This window comes from Pseudomonas sp. LBUM1649 (genome assembly GCF_059716155.1).
Map to the genome: position 1 here is coordinate 4,119,948 of NZ_CP166807.1, position 15,369 is coordinate 4,135,316.

Consider the following 15,369-nt stretch of genomic DNA (forward strand, 5'->3'; position numbering starts at 1 on the left):
GGCCGCGATCGACCATCCATGGCCGTTCGACGGCAAGCCTGGCTCCTACAGGGCGTTGATCGCCCAATAAAATTCCCACCAGTTAAAAAAGTTTCACAAAAACCCCTGGACGCGCTGCTGGCATTCCCCTATAAAGCCACAAACAGGAATATTTTATTCCTAACAAGAAAATACGCTCAAGAAATGAGCATCGCTGTCCGCTGACATTTTTTCGCTATGCGATGAGCTGCCGCCATCATCCCGAGGACGTGTCATGCAACACGAAAAGAACCATTTCATCATCAAGATCACCTGTCCCGCGGTGTCCGGCATTGTCGCTGCCGTCACCACCTATCTGGCGGACAACGCTTGCTACATCGGGGAGATGGCGCAATTCGACGACGATTTCAGCGGGCGTTTTTTCATGCGCGCAGTGTTCCGTTTCAACGAGGGCCACGCGGGGGATATCCAGCAGATCAAGGACGGTTTCAGCGACGTCGCCCAGGCTTTCGACATGCACTGGGAACTGCATGACACCCGTGAGCCCATGCGCGTGTTGCTGATGGTGAGCAAGTTCGACCACTGCCTGACCGACCTGCTCTACCGCTACCACAAGGGCGAGATGGACATGACCATCACCGCCATCGTCTCCAACCACCTCGACCTGCGGCCCATGGCCGAGCGCGAGGGTATTCGCTTCATCTACTTGCCGGTCACCAAGGACACCAAGGCCCGCCAGGAAGCCGAGCTGATGAAGGTGGTCGACGACACCGGCACCGAACTGGTGGTACTGGCGCGCTACATGCAAATCCTCTCCGACGACCTGTGCAGGCAACTCTCTGGTCGGGCGATCAACATTCACCATTCGTTCCTGCCCGGTTTCAAGGGCGCCAAGCCGTATCACCAGGCGTACCAGCGCGGCGTGAAGCTGATCGGTGCCACCGCCCACTACGTCACCAGCGATCTCGATGAGGGTCCGATCATCGAGCAGGAGGTGCAGCGGGTCGATCACGTCTATCTGCCGGACGACCTCGTGGCCACCGGCCGTGACACCGAGACCGTGGCTCTGTCCAAGGCGGTCAAGTACCACCTGGAACACCGGGTTTTCCTCAACCAGGACAGAACGGTGATCTTCCGGTGAACACACCCCGACTGATTGACGGCAAAGCCGCCGCCGCCCGGGTGTTGATCGAGGTCCGCAAGGACGTCGACAGCCTGCGCGCGCGAGACATCCAGCCGGCCCTGGCGGTGATCCTGGTCGGCAGCGACCCGGCCAGCCAGGTTTATGTGCGCAACAAGTTTCTGCGCGCAGAAGAGGTCGGCATCCGCTCCCTGGAACATCGGCTGACCACAGACACCAGCACCGAACAGCTGCTCGATCTGATCGCCAGGCTGAATGCAGATCACTCGATCCACGGCATTCTCTTGCAACTGCCGTTACCCGCTCATGTCGATGAGCTGCGGGCACTGCAAGCGATCAATCCAGGCAAAGACGTCGACGGTTTCCACAGTGAAAACGTCGGTGGCCTCAGTCAGGGGCGCACTGTGCTCGCGCCCTGCACGCCCAGCGGCTGCCTGTATTTGCTGGAGCAAACCTGCGGCGATCTGCGCGGCAAGCACGCGGTGGTGATCGGCCGCTCGAACATCGTCGGCAAACCCATGGCGGCGCTGCTGCTCAAGGCCGACTGCTCGGTGACGGTGTTGCATTCGCGCAGCCCGAATCCACAGGCTCTGTGCCGTCAGGCAGACATCGTGATTGCCGCCGTGGGTCGTCCCCGCTTGATCGACGCCAGTTGGCTCAAGGCCGGTGCGGTGGTGATTGACGTCGGCATCAATCGCATCGACGACGCCGGTCGCAGCCGCCTGGTCGGCGATGTCGACTTCGACAGCGCCCTGCCCCAAGTCGCGGCGATCACCCCGGTACCCGGTGGTGTCGGACCGATGACCATTGCCTTCCTGATGAAAAACACCGTGACCGCGGCCCTTATGCAACACCACAGCCAATCGGAGGCCGTATGCCGTTCAATCTCTTGAAGTACGGGCTGAGTTCCGAGTACCCGGTCGAAGTGGATCTGCCGCCACCGCGTGATTTGAAATCAAGCTATGACGTGGTGATCATCGGTGCCGGTGGTCATGGCCTGGCCACCGCTTACTACCTCGCCAGGTACCACGGCATCACTAACATCGCGGTGCTGGAGAAGTCCTATCTGGGCGGTGGCAATACCGCGCGCAACACCGCGGTGATCCGCTCCAACTACTTGACCTGCGAAGGCGTGCGTTTCTATGCCGAATCGGTGCGGATGTTCCAGGGTCTGTCCAACGAATTCGACTTCAACATCATGTACTCCGAGCGCGGCCAACTGACCCTGGCCCACACCGATGCCACCGTGCGTTCGTTCCGCCAGCGGGCCGAGGTCAACAAACACTTCGGCGGTCGCACCGAAATGATCGACCGCCAGCAGATTCGCGAACTGGTGCCCAGCCTCAACCTCGACCCCGGCCACCTGCCGGTGATCGCCGGCCTCTGGCACATCGACGGCGCCACCGCACGCCACGACGCCGTCGCCTGGGGCTACGCCAAGCAGGCAGCCAAGCGCGGCGTGGAAATCCATCAGCTCACTGAAGTGCAGGACCTGATCATCGAGAACGGTGCAATCACCGCCGTGAAGACCAACCGCGGCACCATCAAGTGCGGCTGCGCGGTGCAGGCGATTGCCGGGCACAGTTCGCTGCTGATGGCCAAGGCCGGGATTCGTTCGCCGATCCAGACCTTCCCGCTGCAAGCCATGGTCACCCAGCCATTCAAGCCCTTTCTCGATCCGCTGGTGAGCTCGTCGGCGCTGCATTGCTACGTGCAACAGACCAGCCGCGGCGAAGTGGTGTTCGGCGGCGGCTCCGACCCCTACCCGCTGTTCAACACCCGCTCCACGCTCGATCTGAAGGAAAGCCTGTTGGCCCACGCCATCGAGATGTTCCCGTTCCTGGCCAACGCCAAGCTGATGCGCCAGTGGGCCGGGATCACCGACATGACCCCGGACTACAGCCCGATCATGGGCCTGTCGCCGGTAAAGAATTACTACCTGGACGCCGGCTGGGGTACCTGGGGCTTCAAGGCAACACCTATCTGCGGCAAGACCATGGCCGAACTGGTGGCCAGCGGCGGCAAGGTGCCGCAGCTGATCAAGCCCTTCAGCCTGGAGCGCTTCTCGACCTTCCGGCAAGTCAACGAAATGGGCGCCACGGCGGCCAGTCACTGAGGGAGAGCGGACCATGAAAATCATCAATTGCCCGCTCAACGGGCCACGCAATATCAGCGAATTCACCTACGGCGGCGAATTCAAACCCATGCCCGATCCGGTGACGTGTACCGATGCCGAGTGGGCCGACTACGTGTTCAACACCGACAACCTCACCGGTGTGGTGCGCGAATGGTGGATGCACACGCCATCGAGCTACTGGTTTCTCGCGGAACGACACACCGTGACCGACGAAATCCTGCGCACTTTCGACCCCAAAGAACTTTTCACCGCCCGCGTCGACTTCAACGCCGCAAAGGAGATCGCCGGATGAACCGCCTACCCGCACCGATGGGCCTGCTGATCGACCGTGACCAGCCGCTCGATTTCAGTTTCGATGGCCAACCCTACCAGGGTTTGCAAGGCGACAGCATCGCCAGCGCCCTGCTCGCCAACGGCCGTTTCCTGATTTCCCGCTCGTTCAAATACCATCGCCCGCGTGGCCCGTTGACCATGGCCGGGCAGGACGCCAACAGCCTGGTGCAATTGCCCCAGGAGCCCAACGTACTGGCCGATGCACACGCGCTGGCAGCCGGTTTGCAGGTGACGGCGCAGAACGTCAACGGCTCGCTGGACAACGACCGCGACGCTTATCTGGGCAAGTTCTCCAGGTTCATGCCGGTGGGCTTCTACTACCGCTCGTTCTACAAGCCCAAGGGCATGTGGAAAGTCTGGGAACCGATCATTCGCAAGAAGGCCGGCCTGGGCGTACTGGACCTGAAATTTCAGCCCGAATATTACGACAAGGCCTACCTGTTCACCGACCTGGCTGTGATCGGCGCCGGTCCCGCCGGCCTGCACGCGGCACTGACCGCGGCCAATGCCGGGGCCAAGGTGTTGCTTATCGAGCAACAGCCGGTCCTCGGCGGCTCGCTGACCTATGCCCGCTTCGATATCCCAGGCAAACGCGCCGACGCATTGCGCCGCGAATTGCTCGCGGCGGTGCAGCAGCACGCGAATATCCGCATCCTCACCGAGGCGACCTGCAACGCCTGGTTCACCGACAATTACCTGCCGGTGATCCAGGGTAACCGAATGTACAAGGTGCGCGCCCGACAGTGCCTGGTGTGCAGCGGTGCGTTCGACCAGCCAGTGGTGTTTCGCAACAACGACTTGCCCGGCGTGATGCTGACCAGCGCCGCGCAGCGCCTGATGAAGTTGTACGCGGTCAAGCCGGGCAAGCGCGCGGTGGTGCTGACAGGCAACGATGACGGTTACCTCGCCGCCATGGACTTGTTTGATCAGGGCGTGGAAGTCGCCGCGGTGGTGGACCTTCGCCATGGTCCGGGCGATGAAGCCCTGCTCGGAGCGCTGGCGCAACGCAAGATCCCCTGCCAGCGCAATAGCACCGTGTATGAAGCCCTGCACGAAAAAGGCCTGCGCCATGTCAACGGTGTGGACGTGCGCAAGATCACCGCCCAGGGCCAGGTCGCCGAGAGCGGGCAGCGCCTGGACTGCGACTTGTTGTGCATGTCCGCCGGTTACATGCCGGTCTATCAACTGCTCTGTCAGGCAGGCGGCAAGCTGGCCTACGACGATCAGCGCGCCGAATTCACCCTCAGCGGGCTGCCGCAAAACCTCGCGGTCGCAGGCGACGTGAATGGCCGTCACCGCCTCGACAACGTGATCGCCGACGGCGTCAATGCCGGTGCCGACGCGGCCTCTGCGCTGGGCCTTGCGGTCAGCGGGCAACGGGCACCCCTGGGCAGCGAGGTGTGTGTCAACTTCAACTGGCCGATCTTCCCCCACCCCAAGGGCAAGGACTTCGTCGATTTCGACGAGGACCTGCAAGTGGCGGACATCGTCAATGCGACGCGCATCGGCTATCGCGACGTGCAACTGGTCAAGCGCTATTCCACCGTGGGCATGGGCCCGTCGCAAGGGCGTCACTCGGCGCTGCCGACCGCGCGCCTGGTCGCCTGGGCCACCCAACGCAACATCAGCGAAACCGGCGTGACCACGGCGCGCCCGCCCTTTGTCGCGGAGAAACTGGCCCACGTCGCAGGGAGAGCGTTCGATCCGTATCGACAAACACCCATGCATGCCCGGCACCTGCAAGCCGGCGCGAAGATGATGCCGGCGGGCATCTGGCAGCGTCCGGCCTACTACGGCAATGCCAGGGACCGCGAGGCGTGCATGCAAGCCGAAGCCCTGCATGTGCGCAACAAGGTCGGGATCATCGACGTCTCGACGTTGGGCGGCCTGGATGTGCGCGGCCCGGACGCCGCCGAACTGCTCAACCGGATGTACACCTTTGCCTTCCTCAAGCAGCCGGTCGGTCGCTCCCGGTATGCGCTGATGACCAATGAACACGGGGTGGTAATCGACGACGGCGTCTGCGCGCGTTTCGCCGAAAATCACTTCTACGTCACCGCCACCACCAGCGGCGTGGATCGCATCTACCAGCAGATGCTCAAGTGGAACGCACAATGGCGCCTGGACGTGGACGTCGCCAACGTCACGGCGGCGATCTGCGCGGTCAATGTCGCCGGTCCCGACTCGCGCAAAGTGCTGGAGAAGGTTTGTACCGACCTCGACCTGAGCGCTGAAGCGTTCCCCTACCTGGGCGTGCGTCAAGGCACCGTGGCCGGGATCAAGGCCCGGCTGTTGCGAGTCGGTTTTGTCGGCGAGCTGGGTTACGAAATCCACGTACCGGCGCGCCATGGTCTCAAGCTGTGGGACGCGCTGATGGACGCCGGCAAGGCCCATGACATCCGCCCTTTCGGCGTGGAAACCCAGCGTTTGCTGCGCCTGGAAAAAGGCCATGTGATCATCAGCCAGGACACCGATGGCATGACCCATCCCCTGGAAGTCGACATGGGCTGGGCCGTCAGTCGCAACAAGCCGTTCTTCGTCGGACGACGCTCGGTGGACATCCTCGAAGCCCAGCCGCAAACACGCAAACTGGTGGGCTTCACCTTGCCCAAGGCCAGCCCGCAACCGCTGGAAGGTCATCTGGTGCTCAACGGCCCGGACATCAGCGGCAACGTCACGTCCTGCGAGTACTCGGCGAGCCTGGGCAAAATCATCGGCCTGGCGTACGCCGGCATCGACCAGAGCACACCCGGGCAACGGATTGCGATCCGCGTCGAAGGTGGCCGCATGGTTCATGCCGATGTGGTGCCGTTACCCTTTTTCGACCCCAGCAACCTGCGCCAGGAGCTTTGAGCCATGACCAGCCTGAGACAACAACACAGCGCCGGGCAGCCGGCCCTTGCCCTCCTGTCCACCTGTGTGCTGACCGACCTGACCGATCTGCCCCGGGTCGGGTTTCGCGGTGCCGACAGCGCAGACTACTTGCAGAGTCGACACTTTGTGCTGCCGGACGCGCCCAACCGCGCCGTCACCCAGGTTGACGGCAGCTGCGCAGTGCGTCTGTCCCAGACCGAATACCTGCTGCTGGGCAGTGCGCAGGATCAGGGCGAACGCATTGCCGAAGAAGAGGCCCGTTGGGCGTTGGACCATCAAGCCAATTACCTGCTGCCTCGCCAGGACAGCCATGCCTGGTTCCAGCTCAGTGGCCAGCACCTGCCCGAGGTCATGGCCAAACTTTGCGGCGTCGACTTGAGCCCCCAGGTGTTCGGCCCCGGTGCCGTGGCGCAAACCTCGGCAGCGCGCATCAACGTGATCGTGATCAACGCCACCTCCGCGCAACAGCCGAGGTTGTTCATCCTCTGCGACCGGGCATCGAAGGTTTACTTTCAAGAGGCGTTGCTGGATGCCCTGTAGGAGCGAGCCTGCTCGCGAAAAACCTGAGAGCACCGCGGGGTGTCAGGTACCCCGCGTTATCGTTGGCCTCCATCGCGAGCAGGCTCGCTCCTACAAGTACTGCGGGGTGTCAGGTAGCCCGCGTTATCGTTGACCTCCATCGCGAGCAAGCTTGCTCCTACAAGACTGCGGGGTGTCAGGTAGCCCACGTTATCGTTGGCCTCCATCGCGAGCAGGCTCGCTCCTACAAGACTGCAGGGTGTCAGGTAGCCCGCGTTATCGTTGGCCTTTATCGAGAGCGGGCTCGCTCCTACCTGAAGAAATGACTGGGGGTCTTGCCGAACTGCTTCTTGAACATGCTGGTGAACGCACTGGGGCTGTCGTATCCCAGCTCCCCGGCAATGTCGATGATCTTCTCGCCGACGGCGATGCGCTCCAGGGCCAGCAGCAAACGCGCTTGCTGGCGCCATTGGCCGAAGGTCATCCCGGTTTCCTTGCGGAACAGGCGCTGGATGGTTTTCTCATCGAGGTCCAGGCGTGCGCTCCAGTGCGCCAGGGTCGAGACATCGCCGGGATCGCGTTGCAACGCTGAACACACCACCTTGATCCGTGGATCCGAGGGCTGAGGCAGGTGCAGCGGCAAGGTGGGCAAGATCCTCAGTTCATCGAGGATCAGGCGCATGACCCGGCCTTCACGTGAGTCCGCGTCGTAGGGGGCGCTGATATCCACGGAGACCTTGATCAGCTCACTGAGCAACGCCGAAATACTGACCGCCCTGGGTTCGCGCGGCATGTCCGCAAACGGGTCAGGACGCACGAACAGGCTGCGCATTTTCAACGGACCGACGCAGCGAATCGAGTGAATGTGCCTGCTCGGCATCCATATCCCACGGCTGGGCGGTACCGTCCACTGGCTCAATCCCGAGTGCACCACCATCACGCCTTCGATGGCGTAGATCAGTTGGTGGGCTTCATGGGAATGTGGTTCGATCACCCAGTTTTCCGGGTAGTCGGTCGCGCTGCTGCTCACGGCGCAAGCTCGCCCGTCGATCTCTCTGAGGAATTCATCCAGCGACTTGATCATGACGCCCTTTTTGCGATAGTCGATTCCCGAATTGCGCGAGACAGGCAATCGGACGGTATTTAGGATACCTCTGAACCCTGAAATGGCTAGTTCTTTTGAGCCTCGCACCGAGCGCCCCGCCCTGCGATTTTTTTCTCTGGAAGGATCCCATGTCCATCAGTACTACCGCCTCCACCAACACCTCTACCAAGGCCACCGCCTCGGTGGCCAACCAAGCCAGCCCGCTGGTGATGCGCGTCATTGGTGCATGTGCCCTGGCGCACCTGATCAACGACCTGATCCAGGCCGTGCTGCCGTCGATCTACCCGATGCTCAAGGCCACGTATGGCCTGACCTTCACCCAGGTCGGCCTGATTACCCTGACCTTTCAACTGACCGCATCGCTACTGCAACCCTGGGTCGGTTACTACACCGACCGCCACCCCAAGCCGTGGCTGTTGCCGGCCGGTATGGTCTGCACCCTGATTGGCATCCTGATGCTGGCAATGGTCGGCAGCTTCGGGGCGATTCTCGTGGCCTCGGCACTGGTGGGCATTGGCTCGTCGACCTTCCACCCGGAGACTTCCCGCGTCGCGCGCCTGGCCTCGGGCGGGCGCTACGGCCTGGCCCAGTCGACCTTTCAGGTAGGGGGTAACGCCGGCAGCGCCTTCGGTCCGCTGCTGGCAGCGGCCATCGTCATCCCCTACGGCCAGGGTAACGTCGCCTGGTTCGGCCTGTTCGCGGTATTCGCCATCCTCGTGCAATACGGTCTGTGCCGCTGGTACCGCAACCATCTGAACCTGTTCAAGCTCAAGCAAGGCACCAAGGCCACCCATGGCCTGTCCAGGAAACGGGTGAGTTTTGCCCTGGTGGTCCTGGCATTGCTGGTGTTCTCCAAGTATTTCTACATGGCCAGCTTCACCAGCTACTTCACCTTCTACCTGATCGAGAAGTTCGACCTGTCGGTGGCCAGCTCGCAGCTGTACCTGTTCCTGTTTCTCGGCGCCGTGGCGGCCGGCACCTTCTTCGGTGGGCCGATTGGTGACCGGATCGGGCGCAAGCAGGTGATCTGGTTCTCGATCCTCGGGGCTTCGCCCTTCACCCTCGCCCTGCCCTATGTCGACCTGTTCTGGACGGGCGTGTTGAGCATGATCATCGGCTTCATCCTCGCCTCGGCCTTCTCTGCCATCGTGGTCTTTGCCCAGGAACTGGTGCCCGGCAACGTCGGCATGATCGCCGGGGTGTTCTTCGGCCTGATGTTCGGCTTTGGCGGCATCGGCGCGGCGCTGCTCGGGCACCTGGCGGATGTCCACGGCATCGAATACGTGTACACGCTGTGCTCGTTCCTGCCGCTGCTGGGCATCCTGACGATCCTGTTGCCCTCTACCAAAGGGGTTTAGTGCAGGTCTTGGCGTCGGTATTTTCGAGACGTTCGGCCAGGCATCGCCCCAGCGTCAAGGCATTGCCCAGTGCCGCGCCGCTGGCGGAGTTGTCGAAGATGCACCAGCTTACCAGCCCCTCGGCCGTGGTTGCCTGCAGCTCGGCCGCCAGCCGTTCCAGGCGAAGTAGGTCGTAGGGGCTGTAGTAGATGCGTGGCGACCCATGCAGCCGCCAGTATTTGAGCCCCGGCCATCCCCGTGGCGTTGAGTCGGTGCTGATACGCGAAGGATCCACCGCGGCCTGCGCGATGTGATAGTGCACTAGCAGCTTCTCGGCAACCGTCCAGGACTCGTGCCGGGGCTCAAGCACCACATGCCCGGGAAAACGCCGCCTGAGGCTGATGAAAAACGCCTCGGCATCCGGCTCGACAAATGCCAACGATGGCGGAAGCTGCACCAGCAGGCAGCCCAGGTGATCGCCCAACCCGGAGCATTGCAGCACAAACTCATCAAGCGCCTGGTCACAGCCTTGCAGGCGCTGCACGTGCGTGATCAGCTTGGGCACCTTGACGCTGAAACGAAAGCCGGACGGCACGCAGGCTGCCCATCGCTGGTAGGTTTGCTGACGATGCGGGCGATAAAACGAGCTGTTGATCTCAACGCAGTTCAGTCGCGCCGCATAGCGCTGCAAGTGGGTACCCTCAGCCGTAAAGGCGGCCGAATATTCCCTGCCCAGGCTCCATCCGGCACACCCTGTGAAAATCGCCTGATCGTTCACGTCCATTTGCCTCTACCACTTCTTATGACTAAGGGCGTAGTGCGGAAGCAGCGGTTCCTTTTTCATCTACGACACCTGATCAATGGTTGTCCGCCGTGGGTGATCGCCCTTGCGCACAAACAGTTGCAACCAATGGTCATGAACCCCGGTCGACATCGAAAAGCCAGGTAACGGTGAACGCACCAAGGGGATCTGCCCATGATAGGAGTGATTGTCCCGGTGCATAACGAGGAGCAGCGCCTTGAAGAATGCATTGAGTCGCTGCTGGCGGCGGCTTTTCACCAGGATCTGGACCGTGAAGAAGTCAGGATCCTGATCGTCCTGGACGACTGCACGGACACTTCCCTGGACATCGCCGAGGCCTACGACGTGTGGACGCTGAGCTGCACCCACCGCAACGTTGGAAAAACCCGGGCGCAGGGTGCCGAACACCTGCTGGCGGTGGATGCTCGATGGCTGGCCTTCACCGATGCCGACAGCGTCGTTCCCGATTCATGGCTGGTCGAGCAGATCAGGTTCAACGCGGATGCGGTCTGCGGCCTGGTCGAAGTCAGCGACTGGTCCGAACATTCGGACCGGGTGCGCGAGCGCTACCACGCCAGTTACCACCCCGTTGAGGGTCATCGGCATATCCATGGCGCCAACCTCGGTGTCTCTTCTGCGGCTTACCGCAAGGCGGGTGGATTCCAGGCCTTGCCCGCTCACGAAGATGTGCAGCTGATCGCCGACCTTGAGCGCAGCGGCGCGCGCATCATGTGGACGGCCAGCAACCGGGTCACGACCAGCGCCCGCCAGCACTGCCGGTGCCGGGAAGGCTTTGGTGACTACCTGAAGTCACTTGCCCGGTAACTACTGGCAGGTCTCGGCAAGATCGATCGAGGCCGCTGTACGGCTCCAGTATTCGAGCAGGAAATCCGCTTCTTCATGGCGCACCAGACGATGCAGGTGCAGGCCCTCGGCAAGCGCCGCGTGGACGTCGCGACCGTCCTGCGAACAGCCTTCGATCGGATGCAACCAGTGACAGGCCAGCACGCCGCCCGCCGGGCCCAGGCTGCGCAAGGTGTGCTCGATGACCTGGTGCCATTGGCCTGCATCGAGGAAGTAGCCCACTTCGCTGAGCACGATGAGATCAAAGTCACCGTCTGGCCAGTCTTGCGGAATACGGGCCTGCTCGACGCGGACATGGTGCAGGGCACTCAAGCGCTGGCGCGCCAGCCCCACCGCCTTCGCGTTCATGTCCTGGCACAGCAACGCATCGCTGCGCTCGGCCAACCGCGCACTGAGTTCACCGTTGGCGCAGGCTGGCTCGAAAACACGTTGGTAACGCTGGCGCGGCAGGCTTGCCAGCGTCAGCTCGCGCTTGCGCTTTTCGTACCAGCGCGTACGAAAGGACCAAGGGTCATCGCTGGCTCTGAACAGTTGCTCGAAGTAGTCGGGCGGCAGGCTCATAAAAATACCAGTTCAAAGGGCTGCAGCAATCGTTCGAGGGTTTCCCGACTCAACACTGCGGGTATCAGTCCCTCAGGGCTGACTTGCGAGGCGTGGGCGGCGATGGCTTGGCGCTTGCGCGCCAACACCTGCGGGTCCAGCAGGTATTTGTGCGCCCGTGCCCAGGGGACTCGGGCATCGTGCGGTCGCGCCCAATGCCACGCCCACACCGGCACTTCGATCAAGCAGGCCTGATGCTGCGCTACGGCGCAGGCGGTCGCCCGGCCGGTCGCCTCGTGATCGCAGTGTCCGTCCAGGCGCCAGGTGGTGATCACACGATCTCCCGGGCGAATCAATGCCCCCAGCCGCTCGATCAACAAGGCCTCCTGCCCCGCTACAGCGCTGTCGGGCAAACCCAGGCGCTGCCAGTCCAGTGCATCGACATCGAGCCCCATGCGGGCGAGCGCGCGAATGCTTTCCACCGGGCGCTGCCGTCGCAGTCGTCTCGGTGTCCAGTGCCGTGACCGCGGATGGCTGGCTTCGCCATCGGTGACCGCGATCATCAAGACGTCGGCCTCTTTGCCCTTCATCCCTGCCAGGATGCCGGCGCAACCGAGGACTTCATCGTCGGGATGCGGGGCGACAACCACCAGGCGGTGTCCCGCAGGCACCAAGTGGCGGTGGGTGATGGCTGGCACGTGCGCCCACCAGTCACTGGCCTGCCATTCGGCCAGCGTTGTCCCTGGGCTCTGGATGAGATTTTGCCCTTGAGAAGCCGGCTCGGCGATCACAGCAGCCACCCCTCAAGCGGCTGCGCGGCAACCTGCTGCCCAAGCTGCGCCAGGTCCTTTTCAGCATGGCTCTGGCGCACGAATACCGGCAGGTCGGCAGCGAGCCTGGCGAAGTGACTGTCACGACAGAACGGTGTGGCACCCAACCCGCGTCCGACATGTGCAAGCACGCTGTCGACCGCAACTTCTACCTGGGCACGCAAGCGCCGGACCGGAAGTTGCGCTGAGCGTCGGGGGTTGTCATCGATCCACAGGGCCGTTTCCCGAAGCGCAGCCCGGGTTGCGCACAGCGCCGCATCGACGGCCCCCAGATGCGCCTCGGCGTGGACGTCGCGGTACGGCTGTGTACAGTGTTGGCGAAGGTAACCGGCGATCGCGCAAGCGGCGCCGTACCAGCACGCGCCAATCCCCGCGCCACCGTGCCAGAAGCCCGGTCTGTCGACATACTGCCCGGGGGACCCGACACAACGGCCAAGCGCACCCTCGAACAACACGTCGAGGCTGGCCGTACTGCCCATGCCAACCGCCTGCCAGCCATCGTCGAGTAGCCTGATCGTGGGTTGCTGCAACGAGACCGCCACCAACTGCGGTCGCTGCTGTTCATCCCACGCCGTCACGAGTGCCCGATCGAGCACGGCTGCGCCGGAACACCAGGCCTTGCGACCCTGCAAGTAAACGTTTCCTGCCTGGCGGTCGACAATGTCGAGCCGGGCAAAGGCCGGCTCGGCCGCCCAGGTTCCCCAGCTGCCCGCGGCTGGTGGCTCGTCGGGTTCGAGCTCGGCCATGATTGCCAGCGCATCGGTATGACCTTCGAACAGCTTGGCCAGCGCCAGATCGCTGGCGGAGACGGCGGCCAGGGTGCGCCAACGATCCAGCGTACGGCCTTGCCCGGGCATTGGCAGATCGGTAAACCCGGCCCTGATGATTTGCTGCATCACCGCTTGCAGCGCAGCGTCCGCGGTGCGTATCGCAGGCCGGCAGGCAAACGGTTGCAGCAGACTTTCGAGGGTTGCCGCGTTGCTCATGGCCCATTCTCCCGGGTCGCGACTGAGTGCTCTTGATGTACAGAGCTTGAAGTTGAGAGGCAGGCAGTCTGCAGGAGTTCAGTGCACCTGCAGGTGCGAGTTTTTAGAACCACCCATGCCCAGGCAATGTCTCTCTTCAATAGTCACTACAAAAGTTCACCTTGAAAGCGATGGGCAACGGCGGAGATCTCAGATGACCAGGTCGCAAGCGGGTGCTCCCGCGCAAAAACTGCTATTCGAACGCAATGGCTGGGTGCCGAACAACCCTCGCCTGCCGGTGCTGATCTATCCCAAGGCCATCGCTGTCCAGGACGACGATCCAGCGGCCCTGTTCGAGCAAACCTTCAGTGCCAACGGCTGGCCGCCGCAATGGCGTTATGGCATTTATGATTTTCACCACTACCACACCGAAGGCCATGAAGTGCTTGGGGTGGCCAGCGGGAATGCACGCCTGATGCTGGGCGGCCCCGATGGCCATGTGCTGGAAGTCCGTGCCGGGGATGTGCTGCTGTTGCCGGCCGGCACCGGTCATTGCAACCTGGACTCGAGCGACGACTTTCTGGTGGTCGGCGCCTACCCGCCGGGCCAGCATGCCGACATTTGCCGTGATGCGCCGAGCGCGGCGCAACTGCAGGACATCGACACGCTGCCGTTCCCCGATCAGGACCCGGTACAAGGTTCGCACGGCGCGGTGAGCGATTATTGGTCCATAGGCCAGTCTTGAAAAGGCGTGCGGTCTGCACGAGGTATTTAGAACTCGTAGCCCTGGCCCCGATCCAATGTGAACACACCGGAGGCAAGCGCCATGAACAACGACGACCGCATCACCCCTGCCAACAACACACCCACCGAGGAGGATGAGGCCCTTGCGCCCTCTCCCCCCGAAACCACCGAGGAGGAAGCCGAGGACCTCAGACAAAAAGTTGCCGAGATAGAACGCAAAGTGGCGGACGGCAATTGAACCGGCGTCGCATCAATGTCGACGGGTCACGGTCAACGCCACCACGGCGATGCGCTCTACCCGTTCATAACCGGGCTTGAGCAGCTCCTCGCCGAACACGTCAGGGTCCAGCTCTTTATAGGTCCAGCTGAACCTGTCGTCGCCAAGCAGTGGCTGGATGGATTCGAGAAAGGGGTCCGTCCCGGCCACCATCGCCACCCCGGTGTACAGCAACAAGCTACCGGCCTTCTGCAGGCGCGGCAGCGATTCGCGGACGATGCGCAGTGACAAGGCTTCGCCCAGCGCGCCACCGCCATGGCGATACGCGCGTTGCTGGCTGTCGTTCATGTAAGGCGGGTTGGCGATGAGCAGGTCGAACAACCCTTCGACACTGCCCAGCACATCGCTGTGGTAAGCGCTGACATTGCTGGCGTCAGCCAGCTCGGCATTCACCGCCGACAACCGCAACGCCCGTGGATTGATATCCACCGCCAGCACGTTGGCCTCCGGGCGGGCACGGGCGACGACCAACGCACCGATGCCGGCCCCGCAGCCAATGTCCACCACCCGCCGAACAGGGTCGGAGCAATGCTGCAGGTGAGCTTCAATCAATTGCGCAAAGCGGTAGCTGTCGGGCCCGAAAAACACCGCGTCGGTCTGCGTGGTCGGGTACGCTGAATGTGCAATCAGCAATCGTCCAAGGCTTGACCAGCGCACCGTGCTACGCCACAGCGAGCCCTCCTTTTCGACGATGGCCGCTTGTTGCAGATCAGCCAGTTCTTCCTGTGAAAACAGCGTGTGTTCGAAGGGCATCGACCAACCGAACACATCACGCAGATCCTTGGCCAAGGCCGGCGTAAAGCGCTGGCACACCCGTTCATGGGTCAAGGGCGTCGGGGTGATGAAACGGTAGCCCTCGGCAGCCAGGCGCCTGCCCAGCTCCAACAAAGTCCGATCAGCGATCTGTTGTACTGACATCGAT

At 62.5% G+C, this 15,369-nt stretch carries 16 protein-coding genes; 10 read left to right on the plus strand and 6 right to left on the minus strand.

What is annotated here, in order from left to right; genetic code table 11:
- The first annotated feature begins 253 nt into the window (after positions 1–253).
- The 6 genes from purU to ACA058_RS19005 are packed head-to-tail and all read left to right on the plus strand — an operon-like array spanning position 254 to position 7,004.
- Positions 254–1,120: a formyltetrahydrofolate deformylase gene (purU, locus tag ACA058_RS18980; protein ID WP_497635399.1), complete on the plus strand. Its 867-nt coding sequence runs from the start codon at positions 254–256 to the stop codon at positions 1,118–1,120.
- On the plus strand, positions 1,117–2,013 hold the full coding sequence (gene folD, locus ACA058_RS18985; RefSeq protein ID WP_497635400.1) for a bifunctional methylenetetrahydrofolate dehydrogenase/methenyltetrahydrofolate cyclohydrolase FolD: 897 nt from the start codon (positions 1,117–1,119) through the stop codon (positions 2,011–2,013). The genes purU and folD overlap by 4 nt, the downstream gene beginning before the upstream one ends.
- Positions 1,995–3,236 (plus strand): FAD-dependent oxidoreductase, encoded by a 1,242-nt coding sequence (locus ACA058_RS18990; RefSeq protein WP_497635401.1) that lies wholly within the window; start codon positions 1,995–1,997, stop codon positions 3,234–3,236. The genes folD and ACA058_RS18990 overlap by 19 nt, the downstream gene beginning before the upstream one ends.
- A gap of 13 nt (positions 3,237–3,249) precedes the next feature.
- A complete protein-coding gene (locus tag ACA058_RS18995) occupies positions 3,250–3,549 on the plus strand; it encodes a sarcosine oxidase subunit delta (RefSeq protein ID WP_497635402.1) in 300 nt (99 codons plus the stop codon).
- The gene (locus ACA058_RS19000) at positions 3,546–6,443 is read left to right on the plus strand and encodes a 2Fe-2S iron-sulfur cluster-binding protein (protein WP_497635403.1); all 2,898 of its coding nucleotides are present in this window, start codon (positions 3,546–3,548) and stop codon (positions 6,441–6,443) included. The genes ACA058_RS18995 and ACA058_RS19000 overlap by 4 nt, the downstream gene beginning before the upstream one ends.
- A 3-nt stretch (positions 6,444–6,446) precedes the next feature.
- Entirely contained in the window at positions 6,447–7,004 is a 558-nt protein-coding gene (locus ACA058_RS19005) for a sarcosine oxidase subunit gamma (RefSeq protein ID WP_497635404.1), read from the plus strand.
- 289 nt (positions 7,005–7,293) lie between these two features.
- Here ACA058_RS19005 and ACA058_RS19010 read toward each other — a convergent pair whose 3' ends face one another.
- Positions 7,294–8,115: an AraC family transcriptional regulator gene (locus tag ACA058_RS19010; RefSeq protein WP_497635405.1), complete on the minus strand. Its 822-nt coding sequence runs from the start codon at positions 8,113–8,115 to the stop codon at positions 7,294–7,296.
- Between the two features lie 101 nt (positions 8,116–8,216).
- Here ACA058_RS19010 and ACA058_RS19015 point away from each other — a divergent pair, with 101 nt between their 5' ends.
- A complete protein-coding gene (locus ACA058_RS19015) occupies positions 8,217–9,446 on the plus strand; it encodes an MFS transporter (protein ID WP_497635406.1) in 1,230 nt (409 codons plus the stop codon).
- Here ACA058_RS19015 and ACA058_RS19020 read toward each other — a convergent pair.
- Positions 9,430–10,209, minus strand: a complete 780-nt coding sequence (locus ACA058_RS19020) for a DUF72 domain-containing protein (RefSeq protein ID WP_497635407.1) — start codon at positions 10,207–10,209, stop codon at positions 9,430–9,432. The two genes, ACA058_RS19015 and ACA058_RS19020, sit on opposite strands and share 17 nt — an antisense overlap.
- 192 nt (positions 10,210–10,401) lie before the next feature.
- Here ACA058_RS19020 and ACA058_RS19025 point away from each other — a divergent pair, with 192 nt between their 5' ends.
- Entirely contained in the window at positions 10,402–11,052 is a 651-nt protein-coding gene (locus tag ACA058_RS19025; protein ID WP_497635408.1) for a glycosyltransferase family 2 protein, read from the plus strand.
- On the opposite strand, the gene ACA058_RS19030 is transcribed toward ACA058_RS19025, so the two are convergent.
- Genes ACA058_RS19030 through ACA058_RS19040 form a run of 3 tightly spaced genes read right to left on the minus strand, consistent with a single transcriptional unit; the run spans position 11,053 to position 13,447 of the window.
- Positions 11,053–11,652 (minus strand): class I SAM-dependent methyltransferase, encoded by a 600-nt coding sequence (locus tag ACA058_RS19030; protein WP_497635409.1) that lies wholly within the window; start codon positions 11,650–11,652, stop codon positions 11,053–11,055.
- Complete coding sequence (locus tag ACA058_RS19035; RefSeq protein WP_497635410.1) at positions 11,649–12,422, minus strand: PIG-L deacetylase family protein; 774 nt, start codon at positions 12,420–12,422, stop codon at positions 11,649–11,651. Before ACA058_RS19035 ends, ACA058_RS19030 begins: the two co-directional genes overlap by 4 nt.
- Positions 12,419–13,447, minus strand: coding sequence for an acyl-CoA dehydrogenase family protein (locus tag ACA058_RS19040; RefSeq protein ID WP_497635411.1), 1,029 nt, complete (start codon positions 13,445–13,447; stop codon positions 12,419–12,421). Before ACA058_RS19040 ends, ACA058_RS19035 begins: the two co-directional genes overlap by 4 nt.
- Before the next feature lie 193 nt (positions 13,448–13,640).
- Between ACA058_RS19040 and ACA058_RS19045 the strand changes: the two genes are divergently transcribed.
- On the plus strand, positions 13,641–14,171 hold the full coding sequence (locus tag ACA058_RS19045; RefSeq protein WP_497635412.1) for a cupin: 531 nt from the start codon (positions 13,641–13,643) through the stop codon (positions 14,169–14,171).
- Between the two features lie 81 nt (positions 14,172–14,252).
- Positions 14,253–14,408, plus strand: a complete 156-nt coding sequence (locus ACA058_RS19050) for a hypothetical protein (RefSeq protein WP_497635413.1) — start codon at positions 14,253–14,255, stop codon at positions 14,406–14,408.
- A gap of 12 nt (positions 14,409–14,420) precedes the next feature.
- On the opposite strand, the gene ACA058_RS19055 is transcribed toward ACA058_RS19050, so the two are convergent.
- Positions 14,421–15,365 carry a methyltransferase gene (locus ACA058_RS19055; RefSeq protein ID WP_497635414.1) on the minus strand — a complete coding sequence of 315 codons (945 nt, stop codon included), beginning with the start codon at positions 15,363–15,365 and terminating at the stop codon, positions 14,421–14,423.
- Positions 15,366–15,369: the final 4 nt, after the last annotated feature.